This is a genomic window from Marinospirillum perlucidum, from assembly GCF_003336805.1.
Lineage (GTDB): Bacteria > Pseudomonadota > Gammaproteobacteria > Pseudomonadales > Halomonadaceae > Marinospirillum > Marinospirillum perlucidum.
The window spans coordinates 234,559-253,616 of sequence record NZ_QFWJ01000003.1; the positions used below are offsets into that span (position 1 = coordinate 234,559).

General features: G+C 54.5%; 12 protein-coding genes. 1 reads left to right on the forward strand and 11 read right to left on the reverse strand.

What is annotated here, in order from left to right; translation table 11 throughout:
- Nucleotides 1-87 precede the first annotated feature (87 nt).
- The 10 genes from DFK18_RS05925 to DFK18_RS05970 form a co-directional block, all read right to left on the reverse strand.
- Nucleotides 88-1,506 (reverse strand): FAD-dependent oxidoreductase, encoded by a 1,419-nt coding sequence (locus DFK18_RS05925; RefSeq protein ID WP_114417317.1) that lies wholly within the window; start codon nucleotides 1,504-1,506, stop codon nucleotides 88-90.
- A 27-nt stretch (nucleotides 1,507-1,533) separates the two neighbouring features.
- On the reverse strand, nucleotides 1,534-6,048 hold the full coding sequence (gene gltB / locus DFK18_RS05930) for a glutamate synthase large subunit (RefSeq protein ID WP_114417318.1): 4,515 nt from the start codon (nucleotides 6,046-6,048) through the stop codon (nucleotides 1,534-1,536).
- Between the two features lie 286 nt (nucleotides 6,049-6,334).
- A complete protein-coding gene (locus DFK18_RS05935) occupies nucleotides 6,335-8,080 on the reverse strand; it encodes an AAA family ATPase (protein ID WP_114417319.1) in 1,746 nt (581 codons plus the stop codon).
- A gap of 120 nt (nucleotides 8,081-8,200) precedes the next feature.
- On the reverse strand, nucleotides 8,201-9,292 hold the full coding sequence (gene aroB, locus DFK18_RS05940) for a 3-dehydroquinate synthase (protein WP_114417320.1): 1,092 nt from the start codon (nucleotides 9,290-9,292) through the stop codon (nucleotides 8,201-8,203).
- A 4-nt stretch (nucleotides 9,293-9,296) separates the two neighbouring features.
- Nucleotides 9,297-9,836, reverse strand: a complete 540-nt coding sequence (aroK, locus tag DFK18_RS05945) for a shikimate kinase AroK (RefSeq protein WP_114417321.1) — start codon at nucleotides 9,834-9,836, stop codon at nucleotides 9,297-9,299.
- 7 nt (nucleotides 9,837-9,843) lie between these two features.
- A complete protein-coding gene (gene pilQ / locus DFK18_RS05950; protein WP_114417322.1) occupies nucleotides 9,844-12,060 on the reverse strand; it encodes a type IV pilus secretin PilQ in 2,217 nt (738 codons plus the stop codon).
- Nucleotides 12,061-12,072: 12 nt separating this feature from the next.
- Entirely contained in the window at nucleotides 12,073-12,591 is a 519-nt protein-coding gene (locus tag DFK18_RS05955; protein WP_114417323.1) for a pilus assembly protein PilP, read from the reverse strand.
- Nucleotides 12,591-13,262: a type IV pilus inner membrane component PilO gene (locus DFK18_RS05960; protein ID WP_114417324.1), complete on the reverse strand. Its 672-nt coding sequence runs from the start codon at nucleotides 13,260-13,262 to the stop codon at nucleotides 12,591-12,593. Before DFK18_RS05960 ends, DFK18_RS05955 begins: the two co-directional genes overlap by 1 nt.
- Entirely contained in the window at nucleotides 13,259-13,807 is a 549-nt protein-coding gene (locus tag DFK18_RS05965; RefSeq protein ID WP_114417325.1) for a PilN domain-containing protein, read from the reverse strand. Before DFK18_RS05965 ends, DFK18_RS05960 begins: the two co-directional genes overlap by 4 nt.
- Complete coding sequence (locus DFK18_RS05970; protein WP_281269760.1) at nucleotides 13,804-14,883, reverse strand: pilus assembly protein PilM; 1,080 nt, start codon at nucleotides 14,881-14,883, stop codon at nucleotides 13,804-13,806. Before DFK18_RS05970 ends, DFK18_RS05965 begins: the two co-directional genes overlap by 4 nt.
- Nucleotides 14,884-15,059: 176 nt before the next feature.
- On the opposite strand from DFK18_RS05970, the gene DFK18_RS05975 reads away from it, so the two are divergent.
- Nucleotides 15,060-17,612: a penicillin-binding protein 1A gene (locus DFK18_RS05975; protein ID WP_162299705.1), complete on the forward strand. Its 2,553-nt coding sequence runs from the start codon at nucleotides 15,060-15,062 to the stop codon at nucleotides 17,610-17,612.
- Nucleotides 17,613-17,717: 105 nt separating this feature from the next.
- Here the strand turns inward: DFK18_RS05975 and DFK18_RS05980 are convergent, their stop codons facing one another.
- The gene (locus DFK18_RS05980; RefSeq protein WP_114417327.1) at nucleotides 17,718-18,989 is read right to left on the reverse strand and encodes a malic enzyme-like NAD(P)-binding protein; all 1,272 of its coding nucleotides are present in this window, start codon (nucleotides 18,987-18,989) and stop codon (nucleotides 17,718-17,720) included.
- Between the last annotated feature and the right edge of the window lie 69 nt (nucleotides 18,990-19,058).

Genomic DNA, 19,058 nt, shown 5'->3' on the forward strand with positions numbered 1-19,058 from the left:
CAAAGAGCCGTCCGCAAGCAGATGCGGACAGCTGTGCCGTTTGTTAAGGGGGTCGGCCCGGCCGGAGTTCCAGCCGGTAGTGACTAATTAAACCTTGAGGTAAGACAAGATGCCTTCTGCAGCCTGGCGGCCTTCCCAGATGGCGGTAACCACCAGATCGGAACCCCGAACCATGTCGCCACCGGCAAAGACTTTCTCATTGCTGGTCTGGAAGGGATAGCGGGCGGCTTCAGGTGCCTCGACCAGTCCCCAGTCATTGGTTTTGATCTGGTGCTTGTCGAACCATTCCGCCGGGCTGGCGCGGAAACCAAAGGCGATGAGGACAGCATCAGCAGGCAGGATCTCTTCCGAACCGGGAACTACCTCGGGCTTGCGACGACCGTTTTCATCAGGCTCGCCCATCTGGGTGCGAACCACCTTGACGCCTTCCACCTTGTCTTCACCGACAATAGCGATAGGCTGACGGTTGAAGAGGAACTTGACCCCTTCTTCGCGGGCATTTTCCACTTCCTTACGCGAGCCGGGCATGTTTTCTTCATCACGGCGATAGGCGCAGGTAACGCTGCGTGCATTCTGGCGGATGGAGGTACGGTTACAGTCCATGGCGGTATCCCCGCCACCCAGGACCACCACTTTTTTACCTTCCATGCTGATGTAATCAGCCGGGTCTTTTTCATAACCCAGGCAGCGGTTGACATTGGCGATCAGGAAATCCAGGGCATCGTAAACGCCGGGCAGATCTTCGCCGGGGAAGCCACCCTTCATGTAGGTGTAGGTACCCATGCCCATGAAGACGGCATCATAGTCTTTGAGCAGCTCGTCCATGCTGACATCCTGGCCGATCTCGGTGTTGAGACGGAATTCGATGCCCATGCTTTCAAAAATCTCGCGGCGGCGTGACATCACGGTTTTTTCCAGCTTGAACTCGGGAATACCAAAGGTCAGCAGGCCACCGATTTCAGGGTATTTATCGAAGACGACCGGACGCACGCCATTGCGTACCAGGACATCGGCACAGCCCAGCCCGGCAGGGCCGGCACCGATAACGGCCACTTTTTTGCCGGTCCATTCAACTTCGCTCATGTCCGGACGCCAGCCCTGGGCAAAGGCTGTTTCTGTAATATATTTCTCCACCGAGCCGATGGTGACGGCACCAAAGCCGTCATTCAGGGTACAGGCACCTTCACAGAGGCGATCCTGGGGGCAGACCCGGCCACAGACTTCGGGCAGGGTATTGGTGGAGTGACACAACTCGGCTGCTTCCTGGATATTGCCTTCGGTAGCCAGGGCCAGCCAGTTGGGAATGTAGTTATGAACCGGACACTTCCATTCGCAGTAGGGGTTGCCACAATCCAGACAGCGATGTGCCTGGTTTTTGGCCTGCTTGGGTTCCAGGGTGTCATAAATCTCGATGAAAGCCTTCTTACGCAGGGAAACCGGCTTTTTGGCAGGATCCTGACGACCTACATCAACAAATTGAAAATCATTGTTCAGACGTTCAGCCATGGTGGTTATCCTCAGTCATCAATTCGGTTACTGGGCGCTTTGCCGCGTTGTTTTCAGAAGATCGCCCAGGCCGGCAGCCTTGGGTTTGACCAGCCAGAAGTGACGGATAAAGTCGGAAAACTCTTGCAGGATCTTGCGTCCCCAGGCTGAGTTGGTTTCTTCCACAAAACCCTGGATCATACTGCGCAGATGGTTGCGATGGCCTTCCATCTGTTCGGTATTGATGCGGTGTAGATCCACCAGTTCATGGTTGTATTTGTCGACAAAAGTGCGGTCGAGGTCGAGCACGTAGGCAAAGCCGCCGGTCATGCCCGCACCAAAATTGTAGCCAGTCTCACCGAGAACACAGACGATACCGCCGGTCATGTATTCGCAGCAGTGATCACCCGCCCCTTCGATAATGGCGGTAGCCCCGGAGTTACGGACAGCAAAGCGCTCACCGGCACGCCCGGCAGCATAGAGATGACCGCCCGTGGCCCCGTAAAGGCAGGTATTGCCCATGATGGAGGTCTTGTGGCTGGCAAAGCTGCTGCCTGTGGGGGGAACCAGAACCAGCTTGCCGCCGTTCATGCCTTTACCGACATAGTCGTTGGCATCCCCTTCCAGGTGCATATTCAGGCCCTTGGCATTCCAGACACCAAAGCTCTGACCAGCTACACCCTTGAGTTTCAGGTGGATGGGGGCGGTTGCCAGACCATCATCACCGTAGCGGCTGGCAATCTCACCAGAGATTCTGGCACCGATAGAGCGGTCACAATTGGTCAGGGTGAATTCAAATTCACCGCCGGTCTGATTATCCAGAGCCTCTTTCAATTCTGCGACCATACGCTCGGCCAGTTCACCCTTGTCAAAAGGCACGTTGCGATCGATCTGGCAGAAATGCGGCGCATCTGCGGGAACATCATCGTTACCCAGAAGGCGGCTGAAGTCGAGACGACCCTGACGCTCTGTCTGGCCTTCCAGAACTTCCAGCAGATCCACCCGGCCAATCAAATCGGTCAGCTTGGCGATTCCCAGGGCGGAAAGGATCTCGCGCACTTCTTCAGCGATAAAGCGGAAGTAGTTCTTGACCATCTCCACGGTGCCACGGAAGTGTTCTTCGCGCAGGTACTCGTCCTGGGTAGCAACACCGGTTGCACAGTTGTTGAGGTGACAGATACGCAGGTATTTACAGCCCAGGGCCACCATGGGGGCAGTACCAAAGCCGAAACTCTCGGCACCAAGAATGGCCGCCTTGACCACATCCAGGCCGGTTTTCAGACCGCCATCGGTTTGCAGGCGAATCTTGTCACGTAGTTGGTTCATGCGCAGCGCCTGCTGCACTTCGACCAGACCCAGCTCCCAGGGGGAACCGGCATACTTGATCGAGGTCAGCGGTGAGGCTGCGGTACCGCCATCGTAGCCGGACACGGTAATCAGGTCAGCATAGGCCTTGGCGACACCAGTTGCGATGGTGCCGATTCCGGGCTCGGAGACCAGCTTGACCGATACTTGAGCACGCGGATTGATTTGCTTGAGATCGAAGATCAGCTGGGCCAGGTCTTCGATGGAATAGATATCATGGTGCGGTGGTGGTGAAATCAGGGTCACGCCGGGCACGGAATGGCGCAGACGGGCAATCAGAGCATTCACCTTGCCACCAGGCAGCTGGCCACCTTCACCGGGCTTGGCACCCTGGGCAACCTTGATCTGGAGTACTTCGGCATTGGACAGGTAAGCCGGAGTAACCCCGAAGCGCCCGGAAGCAATCTGTTTGATCTTGGAAGATTTCAGCGTGCCATAGCGGGCCGGATCTTCGCCGCCCTCACCGGAGTTGGAGCGAGCACCCATCTCATTCATGGCCTGGGCCAGGGCTTCATGGGCTTCAGGCGACAGGGCACCCAAGGACATGCCGGCGGAATCAAAGCGCGGCAGCAGCTCTTCGACGCTTTCCACTTCTTCCAGGGGCAGCGCCTGCTCGGCGGTTTTCAGTTTCAAGAGGTCACGCAGGGTAGCGGCTGGGCGTTCATTAACCAGCTTGGCAAAACGTTTCCAGGCCGGATAGCTGCCGGTTTGAACCGCTTCCTGAAGTGCCTTGACCACATCGGGGTTGTAGGCGTGATATTCGCCACCGTGGACGAACTTCAGCTGGCCGCCCTGGGTGACGCGGGCGGATTTGCGCCAGGCGGTTTCCGCCAGAAGTTCCTGATCCATCTGCAGGTCGGCAAAACTGGCCCCCTGAATACGGCTGGCTACGCCTTTAAAGCAGAGATCCACGACCTCATCATCCAGACCCACGGCTTCAAACAGCTGGGAGCCACGGTAGGAGGGTAGAGTGGAAATACCCATTTTCGACAGGATCTTCATCAGCCCCTTCTGGATGCCCTTGCGATAGGCGCGACGGGTGTCGCCAGGCTCACCCTGAAGTTCACCACTGCGGTGCAGATCGGCAATAACCTGGTAGCTGAGCCAGGGGTTGATTGCTGTCGCCCCAAAACCGAAGAGGACAGCCATATGGTGGGAATCCCGTGCCCAGCCGGTATCTACGATGAGGTTACTATCACAGCGCAGGCCCTTGGCCATCAGGCGATGGTGAACAGCACCCGTGGCCATAACAGCATTGACAGGCAGTTGACCTTTTTCCACCTCGCGGTCGGAGAGTACCAACAGAACCTTGCCGGAACATACGGCATCCTCGGCTTCCTGGGCAATCCGCTCGACTGCCTGCTTGAGGCCCTCTTCCTCCGGCTTGAACTGGAGGTTGATAAACTGGGATTCGAAACCGGGGCGCTTGTCTTCAACCAGGGATTTGAATTTGCGTGGTGACAGTACCGGGGTGGTCAGAATGATGCGGTTGGCATATTCGGGCTTTTCTTCAAAAACATTCATTTCCCGGCCAATCACTGTTTCCAGCGACATGACGATGGATTCACGCAGCGGGTCGATGGCCGGGTTGGTGACCTGGGCAAATTTCTGGCGGAAGAAGTCAGCCAGATGGCGAACTTTTGTGGAGAGAACCGCCATAGGGGTGTCATCGCCCATGGAGCCGACGGCTTCCTGACCGGAATCAGCCAAGGGCAGAAGCACGGAGTTGCGCTCTTCCTGACTGACATTGAACATCTTCATGGCCGTGGTCAGTTCCTGGCGGTCCATGGCTTCAAAGCGAGGGCCGGTTTCCGTCAGGGTGGATTCCAGATAGGTGGATTCCTCACGCAACCACTGCTTGTAAGGGTTGGCCGACTTGAGTTTGTCGTCGACATCCTTGGTGTGAAGGATGTCGCCGGTCAGGGTGTCCACCGCCAGAATCTGGCCAGGCCCGACACGGCTTTTTTCCAGCACATCTTCCGGCTTGTAATTCCAGACGCCGATTTCCGAGGCCAGGGTAATGTAGCCGTTTTTGGTAATCACAAAACGGGCCGGGCGCAGGCCATTGCGGTCAAGCATACAGAGAGCATAGCGGCCGTCGGTCATGACCAGACCGGCCGGGCCGTCCCAGGCTTCCATGTGCATGGAGTTGTATTCATAGAAGGCGCGCAGGTCGCCATCCATGGTCTGAACATTCTGCCAAGCGGGCGGAATCATCTTGCGAACGGCCTGGAAGAGATTCATGTCACCGGTCAGCAGCACTTCCAGCATGTTATCCATGCTCGAGGAGTCGGAACCTTCGGTATTGACCACCTGATCCAGGGTTTCGATATCCGGCAGGTAGTCATTCTTGAAATTCTTTTTACGGGCATTGGCCCAGTTACGGTTGGCCTCGATGGTGTTGATTTCGCCATTGTGGGCCAGATAACGGAAAGGCTGGGCCAGCGGCCATTTGGGATCGGTATTGGTGGAGAAGCGTTGGTGGAAAACGCAGATGGCGGTTTCCATGCGCTCGTCACCCAGATCCTTGTAGAAATTAGGCAGATCCACCGGCAGGGTCAGGCCCTTGTAGGACAAGACCTTGCTGGAAAGAGACGCGACATAAAAGTCTTCATCGTCTTTCATGGCCATTTCTGCACGGCGGCGGGCCATAAAGAGTTTTACGCCCAGCTCTTTTTCTTCCATGCCCTCGGGCGCATTAACAAAGAGGTGTTCAAACTGGGGCATGCAGGCCAGGGCAATTTCACCACAAACCGAAGGGTCGGTGGGCACGACACGCCAGCCAACCACTTCCAGACCCTGGGCGTGGATCTGCTGTTCCAGTGCCTGACGGCCCTTCTGAGCACGATCGCTATCCTGGGGCAGGAAAATCATGCCCACGGCATAGCGTTCGTTCATGTCACGGCCAAAGTTCTCTTGGGCCAGGGTGCGCAGGAAGCTGTCCGGCTTTTTAATCAAGAGCCCACAGCCATCACCGGTTTTGCCGTCGGACGCAATGCCGCCACGGTGGGTCATGCAGGTCAGAGATTCAATCGCTGTTTTCAACAGATCGTGACTGGCTTCGCCATGCATCTGGGCGATCAGACCAAAGCCACAGTTATCTTTAAATTCACCCTTTTTATGAAGCCCGGTGTTTTTCGCTTCAACCTGGTGGGAAGGATTGTCAGCCTTTAAAGGTGGGTTTAGGTGTGAATTCATAAGCGAGTTCTCTCTTGTTATGCAAATATTGCAATGCCCATGCCGGTTATTTTGGTGAGTGAGGCATATTACACTCAGCTTCATCGAGTAACCAAACGAAAAAAGGGGACAAAAGCGGTTTTTTTTGTTAATCGATAACCTTTAGGAATTGATTCAAGAAAAGCTATTCGGCAAGGTTTTGGAAAGGGAAGAGTGGTTCTAAAGTGGTGCAAAATCAACTTATGCGCAAATATGGTGCACTCCAGCCTGCCATTGATCGGCTGGGCTGGAGTGTATAAGGAGGGGGTTAGCGCGTGCGTAAATCTTCCTGGATACTGGAAAAGGGACGCAGCCAGGGTTGCTGGTCGCGAAGTGCCGCAGGTAAGGCTGAACGGGCTGCTTCTGCTGCATCCCGGTTGGCAAAATCACCATAGACAACCACCCAGGGGCTACTGGCCAGGCCACGACGGTAGTAGACAAAGTCATCCGGCGTGTTCTGATTGTCGATAAAATCGTTGGCAATCGCTTCTTCGGAACTGGCCAGCATCTGTAGGGTAAAGTGGCCGGGATCTCTAGCCATCAGCCAGGCTTCACGCCGGTGGCCCTGATCCTGCCAGCGAGGTGTCGCGACTTGAGGTTCTGGCTCGGGTTCTGGCTCAGGCTCAACGCTGACTTCAGGTTCGCTGGTTTCTGCTGGTGCCTGCTCTTCAGGAGCCGCTTCTTCGTTGCCAGCTGTTTCCGGTGGAAGAGCATCCGGGGTATCCAGGGGCTGGGTTTCAGCCTGAGGCTCGGGCTCCGGACTGCTTTCTGTTACAGCCGGTGGTCGGTCGTCCGGTGAGTCGGGTTGTGCGCCTTCCACCGGTGGTGGCGGAGTGGCATCGGGTGTATCGGCCTGGGCCGCTTCCTGAGTTGGTGCAGGAGCCTCTTCCCTGGGTTCGGGCGCTTCAGTAGTGCTTGGTTCGGGAGTGGGTTCCAGGCTTTCCGTGTCCGGTGGCGGGAGATCCTGGACGCGGTTTTCCAGGCGATCAAGTACTTCTTCACTCTGCCCGCGCGGACCGGACTGGCTATCCTGGCGAATCTCCTGGGAGCGGGAAATCAGGCTCATGCCGGTTGTCGACATGGAGGTATTGCCAACATCGTCAAAATAGAGGAAGCCAACCAGGATACCTGCCAGCAAGACAGCACCACCCAGCAGTGGCCAGAGAGGCGTCTTGTTGCGTTTTTTCTTTTTATTGGGGGCTGCCTTCTTGGGTTCAGGCGTGACTGGAGCACTGGTATCTTCAGAAGCACCTGTGTTTTCCAGCTCCTGGAGCAGGGCCTTATTGAGAAGGCCCGGCCAGCCATGAGAGGCCTTGTAGACGCGGTGGAACTGATCATCATTAAGGGGCAGGTGGTCCAGGCCCACACTGTGGCAGCGGTGTTCCAGGTAGCCTCTGGCTTCTACCTCACCAAAAGCTTCCAGAGGCAGGTGGTGGCCGACAGCTTCAAAACGTGGCTGGTTGGAACGGTCATGCAGGCGCTTGAGGAGATCCTCCTGACCAAACAGGGCCAGGTGAGGACGGCGGCTATCATTGCTGGTGGTTGCCAGTTCCAGGACTACATCCAGAGCGCCCTGGTCCAGGGCTTCGGCATTGTCGATCAGGATCAGGCAGCTGCCGCCATCTTCAGTGAGCAATTCGGTGTAATTGCGAATTTCTTCCAGGTACTGACGATTATCGGCACGTGGTGGGATTTCCAGGCGCAGGGCAGTTTCCAGGCTGGAAAGCAGTTTAGGGCCCTGGGAAACCTTGTTGGCATCCAGGCTAACAGCCGTCACACCGGAATCCAGCTGTTCTTGCAGCCGGTTTTTTAAATGGGATTTACCACTACCGGAAGGGCCGGTAATGGTTAGCAGCAAATTACTGTAGCGACTGAGGTGCAGCAGCAAATCCAGGTGCTTGCCGTGTTGGCGTCCCGGATAAAAAACCGCTTGGTCGTTGATGCTTTCCAGTCGTTGCAGTATTTCACTGGAATTATCTTCTGCACTACTCAGTGACGGTTCCCTGGATGGCATACCAGCGACTCCCTAGACTAGTTGGGATGCGAAAATTGCAAATTAAATCATACCAGAGCCAAGACTGTAACGCCTGCTCAACAAAAGCAGGTAGTCTTTTGTAATCCTGCTCTCGGGGTTTTAGCTGAGGGCGTCGTTCAGACAAGCCTTCAACAGTGCCTCTTCGGTCAACTGGTGCAGTTGAGCTTCACCCAGGCGGGATAAGAGTATCAGGCGTAGTTGGCCATCAATATTCTTCTTGTCCACAGCCATGTGGCGGAGAAAATCTTCTGTCTGCATTTCAGCAGGAGGGCGAACAGGCAATTTTGCCGCCTTGAGGATGGCCTCAACACGGTCACAGGCAGCCTGATCCAGCCAGCCCAGTCGGCGGGACAAGTCAGCAGCCAGCCACATGCCTACAGCAACGGCTTCACCATGCAGCCACTGGCCATAGCCCATCTGGGTTTCTATAGCATGGCCAAAGGTGTGGCCCAGATTGAGCAGAGCACGCTTGCCGCTTTCGCGTTCATCTTCAGCAACTATGCGGGCCTTGCATTGGCAGGAGCGGGCAATGGCCTCGGTCAGGGCTTCCTGGTCGCCAGCCATGAGCCGAGTCATGTTTTGTTCCAGCCACTCCAGAAAAGGTAGATCGCCTAAAAGACCGTATTTGATCACTTCCGCCATGCCTGCGGCCAGTTCACGATCTGGCAGCGTGGTCAGACTGCGGGTGTCAGCCAGAACCAGACGGGGCTGCCAGAAGGCCCCCAGCATATTCTTGCCCAGAGGGTGGTTGACCCCGGTTTTGCCTCCCACCGAGGAATCGACCTGTGACAGCAGGGTCGTCGGGATCTGGATGAAGGCGACGCCTCGCTGGTAGCAGGCGGCTGCAAAACCGGTCATGTCGCCGATAACGCCGCCACCCAGGGCAATAAGGGTGGCCTGGCGATTGAAGCCCGCCTGGAGCAGGCGATCCCAGATTTTTCCCAGGTGGTCGATGTCCTTGTAGGCTTCGCCATCCGGCAGAATGCAGGTTTCAATTTGCAGGGAAGGCTGGGCCTTTTGCAGGCTTGTCTGGAGTCTCTCCAGATACAGGGGAGCAACACGGGTGTTGCTGACCAGCATCACCTGTTTTCCGGTGAGCAGGGGGGCGATGAGATCACCACGATCAATCAGGTCGGCGCCGATATGGATGTCGTAGCTGCGCTCACCCAGGTCAAGTTGAAGGCTTTGCATGACTTCAGGTATCCAGGTATTCAAGAAGTTTCTGTTTGATATCCAGGACCACCTGGCGGGGTGGTCTTTGGTCGGTATCGATAATCAGATGAGCTGTTTCTTGGTAGAGAGGCTCGCGCTCTTCACGCATGGCCTCCAGGCGCTGGCGAGGATTGGCCGTCTGCAGCAGGGGGCGATGAGTGCTTTTGCGGGTTCGGGCCAGTTGCTGATCCACCGTGGTTCTGAGAAAGATAACCAAGCCACTCTGGCGCAGTTGCTCGCGGTTTTCCGGACGTAATACCGCGCCGCCTCCTGTGGCCAGAACGATTCCCTGCATCAGCCCAAGTTCGCCCAGAATCTGGGTTTCCCGGTTACGGAAACCCTCTTCGCCTTCGAGATCAAAAATCCAGGGAATGCCAGCCCCGCAACGCTCTTCAATGACCTGGTCGGAATCATAGAAGGGGCGCTTGAGAGCCCGGGCTAAAAGACGCCCGAGGGTACTCTTGCCGGCCCCCATGGGACCAACCAGAATGATATTGGTGGTGCAGGTGTCATCACGCTGCATCTTGGCATTACTCCTGACCTGCCCTAATTAAGCGATGGATAACCCGGTAGCTTCTGGGCCAGGGATTGAGTGCCTGCAGATGGGGCGGCAAATCCTCGATGGCTGCTTCGGCAGCTTCCAGATTGGCATAGTCTCCATAGACTGCCAGATACCAGTCTTTTCCATCCATATAGGCAGGGAAAAAGGTTAATTCTTCGGGTTGCTGTTGCGCGGCAACAAAGTCTTTTACCCGTTGTTCGTCTGTATCTGCATACACCTGCAGCACAAAGCGGTCTTCCGGTTGTTCCAGAAGGTACTCGATACCCGAGCCGCTGTCAGCTGCGGTTGCCTGATTGGCTACCGGCTGGGGACCCGTTTCGGTATTTGTGCCTCTGCTGGGTCTTGCCTGGTTTTCAGTCATGACGCTGTGATCAGAATTCGTGGTCATGGGCTGATTCAGGTTGTTATTCAATACCCTGGGTGTAATAAACACGAGCAATTCTACCTTTTCCTGCTGCTGAAAGGAACGCCGGAATAACAGGCCGAGCAGGGGGATGTCTCCCAGAATGGGGGTTTTGGCTTCCGCCTCCAGGGTTTGAGAGGTGAAAATACCGCCGATCACCAGGGTTTGGCCGTTATCCGCCAGAACCTGGGTAGTTACGGAATTGCTGTTAATGGTATAGCCGTCGGCCGTTTCTTCGCCCTTGGAGTCATTATTGATCTGCAGTTCCATGAGAATACGACCGTCATTGGTAATCTGCGGCGTTACTTCCAGAGCCAGTTCTGCATTCTGGAATTCCACGGTGACACTGCCATCCTCTACTTTGCGATAGGGGATCTGTTCGCCCGAGCGGATGGTGGCGGTCACCCGGTCGGAAGTGATGACTTTGGGTTGTGAAATAATTTCACTGCGGTTTTCCGTTTCCAGTGCGGCCAGCTCCAGATCCAGCAGGAAGTTTTCATTCACAAAACCAAAACCGATACCGTTCTGTGGATTGAATTCCAGCGTCGTGCCCTCGGTGCCTGAAACTGCACCTTCAAATTCATAGCGCGCATCCGGACCCAAGCGGGCTCTTTCTGCCAGTACGCTGGAAGTGGGTGAGCCGGAGGAGTCACTGGCCCCCCAGGTGACGCCCAGCTCATCGCTCACCCCGGTGCGGGCTACCACGATGCGGGCCTCGATCATGACCTGGTCCACGGGAATATCCAGAGCTTCGATAATCGAGCGTACCCGTTCAACATGCTCGGCAGTATCCCGGACATAAACCTGGTTGGTGCGCTGATCCACCATCAGATGGCCGCGCTCGGAGAGAAATCGCCGGTTGTTGGTATTGCTTTCGGCATCTGAGTTCAGAAGCCCCTGGCCCATCAGGGTTTGGGCCAAAGAGGTAGCCGGGGGTTGGGCAGTCGGTGCTTCCTGCTCCCCGAGTATAAAATCGCGCAGTTGCGTAGCTGAAGCAAAGTGCACGCGAATGAAATCATCCACCAGGGGTTCGACGGCTTCCTCGGATTGGCGGGCTGCAAACTGTTGTTGTTCCAGTTCAACCAGGCGATCAGCAGGTGCGACCAGAAGCACATTGCCAACCTGACGGCTGGCCAGATTGTGGGTAGTGAGCACCAGATCCAGTGCCTGATCAGAAGGTACGTCTTCCAGTTGTAGGGTGATATTGCCGGTGACTTCTTCGCCTGCAATCAAATTGAGATCGAGAAAGTCAGCCATCTCCTTGAGCAGTTGACGCACAGGGATGTCCTGGTAGCTGAAACTCATCGGCTCACCCGTGTATTGGTAGCCACTCAGGTTGGAGCCACCGGGATTGCGTTCTTGTGTGGATTGACCTTCTTGGGGTGATATATCCAGACGCAATTGATTTTGCTGGCGGTGCAGGGAATAACTGTAATTGCCTTCGATTTCCAGCTGGACCCGGGCACCTGAGCCCTCCTGATCCAGGCTGATCGTCATCACCTGGGTATTAAAATCGGCTGCATCGTAGAGGTGTCTTAGCTGCTCTTCCACCTGAGCGTTGGCAAAGTAAAGTGCTAGGCCGGTTTCAGTGCGTTGCGTCTGGGGTAGTGAGGGTGCTTGGGAAAATTCTAGAAACAGACGCGCCTGATTGTCGGCTGAGCGCTGGAAATCCAGGTTACTAAGGGTTTGCTGGGCAGCCACCACCTGGCTGACAGAGAAAAAACAGATCACCAGCAGTAACCGTTTACTGGTGCGATACAGGGTCTTCAGCAATACAGTCATGATCGACAAATCCTACCTGGATAAAGTGAGCTCTTGCGGGCGTTCCTGCCAGTTTCCCTGGCCATCGTGGATCAGCTCGACAAGTTGAATACTGTGGGTGTTAATAGCAATAATTTGGCCGTGATTGCGTCCTAAATAATCCCCTTTGCGCACACTGACCAGTTCACGTGTCGGGGTGAGAATCAGAGCCCTAGCATGATCTCCACGACGCATGATGCCACGCAGGGATAGCTCTTCGAGACTCCATTGTTCTAGTGGAGAGCGGTCGCGTTCAGGATCAGGTGCTAGCAAGTCAGTGTCACCCAGAAGTTGGCTCATGCTGCGATCCGCAGTAAAAGGGTCACGCTGATTACCCTGGGTGTAATGGGGTGTTGGTGTTTCAGGGAAATCTGGCAAGGGCGCGATTTGGCCGCTGGGTCTTTCTTTGAGTTCGCTTAGGCGATCCTGGATATAGCCGCTACGGGGTTCCTGACTACAGGCGTTCAGAAATAACACCAGTAAGCCGAGAAGAATAAGGTTGCGGACAGACATCACTGATTACCTCCAGACGAGGCTTGTTGATCCTCGTCATAACGATAGGTACGTGCCTGCAAAGTCAGATTCATTACGGTTGGCTGGCCGCTTACTGCAGGGGTCAGAATAAAGTCATGCAAGGTGATGATGCGATCCTGGCGCGAGATACCACTAATAAATGCAGCCAGGTTGTGATAACTGCCCTGGGCGCGAATTTCAAAAGGTAGCTCGGTATAAAAATCGCGTTTTTCTTCATCACGCAGGTTGACTGCCTGCAGGGTGATACCTTGGCGGGCAGCCTGATTCTGAATGTCTTCAATCAGACGCGGGATTTCGCGTTGGATGGGAAGTCGGGATAAAAGCTCTTGAAAAACACTTTCCATGGCCCGCATCTGTTGTTGATAGGCCGTGAGGTTGGCTGCCTGAAAAGCACGCAGCTGATATTGCTCGAAAAGTTCTTCCTGTTCACGGCTCAGTTGATCGACCTGGTCGCGAACCTGGCTGATTAACAGCCAGTTGCTGGCGAACATCACTAAAAGCAGAATTCCCAGTAAAGCCAGCCCTTTGAGCGCATCCGGCCATTGCCCGGCACGCTGAAGTTCCAGATCATCCTTTTCCAAGCGCCTGATCGCACGGCCTTGACTGGCCAGCCAGCTTTTTAAGGGTTGCAAGTTATAGGTGAGCTTCATGGCGTAGCCTCCACTGCCAGAGGCAAGAGCAAGTCAAAACGGCTGGCATTGCGGCCTTCGTCGGAAGTAACACTGCGAAGTACAGGCTCATGAAAGCGGGGCTGGGATTGCAGGTTACGCATCCAATCGGATAAAGCCTGGGAAGGTTGTGCCTGCCCTTGGATGACCAGGCGGTTGTTTTCCCTGCGTAAGTTTGTCAGGTAGATGCCATCATTCAGGCTGGAGGTCAGTTGATTGAGCAGCTGGATGGTCACAGGCCTTTCCTGTTGCAAGCTCTGGATCACTTCCATGCGTTGCAGCAGCCGTTCACGCTTGCTACGTAATTCGGTGACTTCACGTATTTCTGCATCCAGTACTTGCAACTCCTCACGGATGAGCTGGTTTTCCTGTTTTAACGCTTCTGTCGTGTTGCTGTTGGTCCACCACCACAAACTGCTGAGGAGCAATCCTAAAAGCAGGCTTGCTGAGGCCAGATAGTTGAATTGCTTCTGGCGGAGTTGTCGCCGTTCCTCCCGCCAGGGCCTGAGATTAATCCCTTCACTCATGATTCAATCCTCATCGCCAAGCCGCAGGCAATCATCATGGCCGGTGCATCCAGAGCCAAAGCAGAGGCATTGACTTTGCTATTCAGAATCATGCGTGCAAAGGGGTTGGCTAGCAGAGTGGGAACCCCGATATTTTCCTGAGCCATTTGCGGCAGGCCTTCTATAGCAGAAGAGCCGCCAGCCAGAATCAAATAGTCAATATCATGGTAGGTTGACGAGGAGTAAAACAACTGCAGTTGGCGCTCGATCTGGTGCACGGTTGCGGTTTTAAAGGGCTCAAGAATTTCGGAGAAATAATCAGAGGGTAGATCGCCGCGTTTTTTGGCAAAACCGGCTTCTTCACGCGATAGTCCGTAATGGCGCTGGATCTCGTCGGTTAACTGTTTGCCGCCAAACATCTGGTCGCGGCTGTAGATGATTTCACCATCACAAAAAACGTTCAGGGTAGTCGTTGTCGCCCCTATGTCGGCAATAGCGATAATCTGACCGGCTTCCTGGTTGGGTAGTTCGCTGACGATCAGGTTGATGGCTCTTTCCACGGCCAGATTTTCAACATCAATGACCACCGGCTGCAACCCGGCTTCTTCCAGAACGTGATCAAGTTGATCCGTGGTTTCCTTGCGGCAGGCCACCAGAAGTACGGGTTGAGTGTCGTCATCCGGATTCAGCGGAGGCTGGCGTTCAAAGTCAATGGCAACTTCATTGAGTGGGTAGGGAATGTGCTGGTCCGCTTCCAGCAAAACCTGGGCTTCCATCTCTTCATCATCCAGATCCCGAGGCAGGCTCAGGGTGCGGGTAATGACAGCTGCTGAAGGTACGGCTACAGCTGTTCGAATGGTGCTGGGTTGGGTGCGATCAATGACCCGTTTAATGCTGCGGGCGACCGATTTATAATCCTTGATTCTGCGATCACTGACTGCACCGCTTTCCAGGGGAGCGACCCCGTAGCTGGCAACCTCTAATTGATTGCCTTGAGGATGGATTTCAAGAAGTTTTACAGCCGAGGAAGTAATGTCGATGCCAATTAGAGGTAATTTTTTCGGGCGAAGAAACGGAAATTCAGGCATCCTGAGCATGGTTAGCTTATCCTTGGCTGTTTCAAATGAGTAAGCTGTCTATTGAGCTAGTCAGTGGCCAACTTGAAATTAAGGTAGCAGCTTGCCTCTCAGGCCTTTTGTATCAGATTGTAATGAGTTGTGCAAATATTTGAAGATCATGCTGCTTAGGAGATGAATTTAAAGGTATGCCGGTGATGAAAAGAATTTTAAGGAACCTTGTTTGGCTGGGTATCGGAGCTGCAGGTGTAGGTGGTGTTTGGGCATTAGCCATCGTGCTTTATTTCTGGCCGGGTTTGCACGAAGAAGTCGCTCAGTTACAAGATGTTGAAAATTTGCTGGATGAACAACTGGAAATGCCCTTGCGAGTTGTTTCCGCTGAGGGCGACTTGATCGCGGAATTTGGTAAGTACCGGCGCACACCGATCGAGTATGAAGCCATTCCTCAAATTTACCTGGATGCGCTTCTGGCTGCTGAAGATGCCAGCTACTACCAACATCCGGGTGTGGACATTCGCGGTTTGCTGCGTGCTGCTGTTCAACTGGTGACGACCGGCCAGATACAATCCGGGGGCTCCACCATTACCATGCAGGTAGCCCGTAATTACCTGCTAACCCGGGATAGAACCTTTGCCCGTAAAATCCGGGAAATCCTGCTGTCACTGAAAATGGAACAGCTACTGACCAAGCAGGAAATCATGGAACTCTACGTCAACAAGATCTACCTGGGGCATCGTTCCTACGGCATCGTTGCAGCTGCTTCGGTTTACTATGGTCGTCCTCTTCAGGAGCTAACCCTGCCCGAGCAAGCCATGCTGGCCGGTTTGCCTAAAGCCCCTTCTGCTTACAACCCGCTTGCCGATCCCAAACGCGCCTTGATTCGACGCAACTGGATTCTCTCGCGTATGTACAAATTAGGCAAAATTGATGACGTCAGTTATGAAGAGGCGCTACGTTCTCCCATCACCGCAGCTTTTCATCCTACAGAAGTTGATTTACAGGCGCCTTACGTAGCGGAAGCGGCACGCCAGTTTGTGCTTGAGCGCTTTAGTGAAGAAGAAGCCTATACACAAGGGATTACTGTTTTTACCTCGATTCGTTCCTCTCTGCAAAGAGCAGCTAACGAAGCCATTAACAAAGGTATCCTTGATTATGATCAGCGTCGCGGCTGGCGAGGCGTTGAACAGGAAGCCATCCCTCTGGTCAGCGAAGAGGATTCTTTAGAAGAAGATGCCTTGGCACGTCTGGAAGCCGAGCAGTCCGGCGGGATGGAGCAGGTGCAAGAAGCCTTGGCTGACCCTCGTGCAGAACGCTTGCAAGCAGAATACGGCGTGGATTTTTCCAACTGGTTGAAGGTCTTGGATGAAATACCGGTTTATGGTGGGCTGCAGCCAGCTATAGTGATGGAGGCTGAATCGGATCGCCTGCAAGTGCTGAAGAAAGGTGGTGAGGTGGTCGAACTCACTGCTGATGCCTTTGCCTGGGCAGGACGCTATCATTCGCCCTACTGGAAGGATCGCAGTGCCCTACCAGGTGATCGACTGGCTTCCCGTGGGGATATGGTGCGCCTGAGACCCAACGCTTCTTCGGATTTACCTTGGATGCTGGCCCAGTTGCCAGAACTGGAAGCAGCAATGGTGTCCATGGATACGGCTTCTGGTGAAGTGACCGCCCTGGTCGGGGGGTTTGATTTCCAGCAAAGCAGCTTTAACCGTGCCCAGCAGGCTGCCCGCCAGGCGGGTTCGGTGTTTAAACCCTTTATCTATCTGGCTGCTTTAGAAAAAGGCTACACTCCAGCCACCATCATTAATGATGCCCCCGTCGTTTTTGAAGATCCAGCGTTGGAAGGCGTCTGGCGTCCGCAGAATTCCAGTGGCACCTTCTATGGCCCCACACGTTTACGCGAAGGTCTCTACCGTTCCCGTAATCTTATTTCTATCCGCGTGCTGAATTATGTTGGCATTGCCCGTGCAATTCGCTATATCGCCCAGTTTGGTTTTGATACCGATGCCTTGCCGCGCGATCTTTCTTTAGCCTTGGGTAGCGCCAATGTGACACCTTTCGATATGACCCAAGCCTATGCCCGGCTGGCCAATGGCGGTTATGAAATTGATGGTCACCTCGTAACACGAATTGAAGATAAAGACGGTGAGTTGTTGTATGAGGCTGAATTTCCTCGAGTTTGCCGCAATTGCAGTGGAGGTCAGCAAGAAGTCAAACTGGATGGACGCAACTTCCCGGTTGCCCAGCGTAATGTGGATGAAAAAGCGGTCTACACCATGCACTCGATTCTGAGAGATGTAATCGATGAAGGCACAGGGCAGCGAGCCCAGGCCCTGCAGCGTCAGGATATTCGCGGTAAAACCGGGACTACCAACGAACTGCATGATGCTTGGTTTGCCGGCTTTAACCGAGATCAAGTGGCCACTGTATGGGCTGGATTTGATCAGCCAGCCAGTACCGGTGAATATGGTGCCAACCTGGCTCTCCCCATGTGGATCAATTATATGCGCGTGGCCTTGCATGGCCAGCCGGAGCAGACGCTGGCGCGGCCGGAAGGTCTGGTGACTGTGCGCATCGATCCGGAAACGGGTGAACGTGCCCGCCCAGGCCAGGAAAATGCCATTTTTGAACTCTTTTACCAGGATCGTGTGCCTGAACCCTTGTCAGCTGCTTCCGGGGGGGAAAGCCGTTCTGAAGCAGAGTTGATGAATGAAGACGAGTATTCTGCACCGGAATCCCTCTTCTAGACAGGCTGGCCCTAGCGCGGGTGCTTGATCCAGTGCGGGGCTGGCTGAAAAAAAGACCGGGCTAAAAGCCCGGTCTTTTTGTATGCGCTGCGGTAGCAGTTAGAACTAGTTACCGTAAACGTCTTCGATGCCCTTTAAAGGGTAGTGAGCCGGGAAGGGTTGACGAGCAACACCGGAATCCACGGCTGCCTGGGCAACGGCACCTGATACAGCAGCCAGCAGGCGCTTGTCCATGGGTTTGGGGATGATGTATTCAGGCCCAAACTCCAGGGAATCCAGCTCGTAGGCTTCCAGAACGTCCTGAGGAACAGGTTCCTTGGCCAGGTTTTTCAGGGCATTAACTGCAGCGACCTTCATTTCTTCATTGATGGCTGTGGCTCTGACGTCCAGAGCGCCACGGAAGATGAAGGGGAAGCCCAGTACGTTGTTGACCTGGTTGGGGTAGTCAGAGCGACCGGTGGCCATGATGACATCACTGCGCGTGGCCTTGGCCACTTCTGGCTTGATTTCCGGATCAGGGTTGGAACAGGCGAAAACGATGGGGTTGGCAGCCATTTTTGCCAGTTGTTCGCTGCTCAGCAGGTCAGGGCCGGACAGACCGACAAAGACGTCTGCGCCATCGATGGCATCATCCATAGTACGCTTGTCTGTTTCATTGGCGAACATGGCCTTGTACTGATTCAGATCTTCACGACCCGTGTGAATAACACCCTTGCGGTCGAGCATGTAGATGTTTTCTCTTTCTACACCGCAAGCAACCAGCAGTTTCATGCAGGCAATGGCAGCGGCGCCGGCACCCAGGCAGACGATGCGGGCTTCAGAAATCTTTTTGCCAGCCAATTCCAGGGCGTTAATCATACCTGCTGCGGTGACGATGGCTGTGCCATGCTGGTCATCGTGGAAGACAGGAATGTTGCACTGTTCGATCAGGGTGCGTTCAATTTCAAAACACTCGGGTGCTTTGATGTCTTCCAGGTTGATACCACCGTAGGAATCAGCAATACGTGCGACGGTATCAATAAAAGCCTGAGGGCTTTCGGCATTGACTTCCACATCGACGGAGTTAATACCGGCAAAGCACTTGAAGAGTACGCCCTTGCCTTCCATGACGGGTTTGGAGGCCAGAGGACCCAGGTTACCCAGACCCAGAATGGCACTACCATCGGAAATAACGGCAACCAGGTTGCCCTTGCCGGTATAGCGGTAGGCCAGTTCAGGATCCTTGGCGATTTCACGAACGGGTTCGGCAACACCAGGGCTGTATGCCAGGGCCAGATCTTTTGCAGTCGCTGTTGGCTTGGTCAGTTCAATACTGAGCTTGCCTGGAATTGGGAGCGCATGGTAATCCAGAGCTTCTTGCTTTTTATCTTGAGACATTTGATTTTTTCACTATATCTAAACTGTGTGAGCGTTGTTGCAAGCGTATGCAGAGGTTGGTAAAGCCTC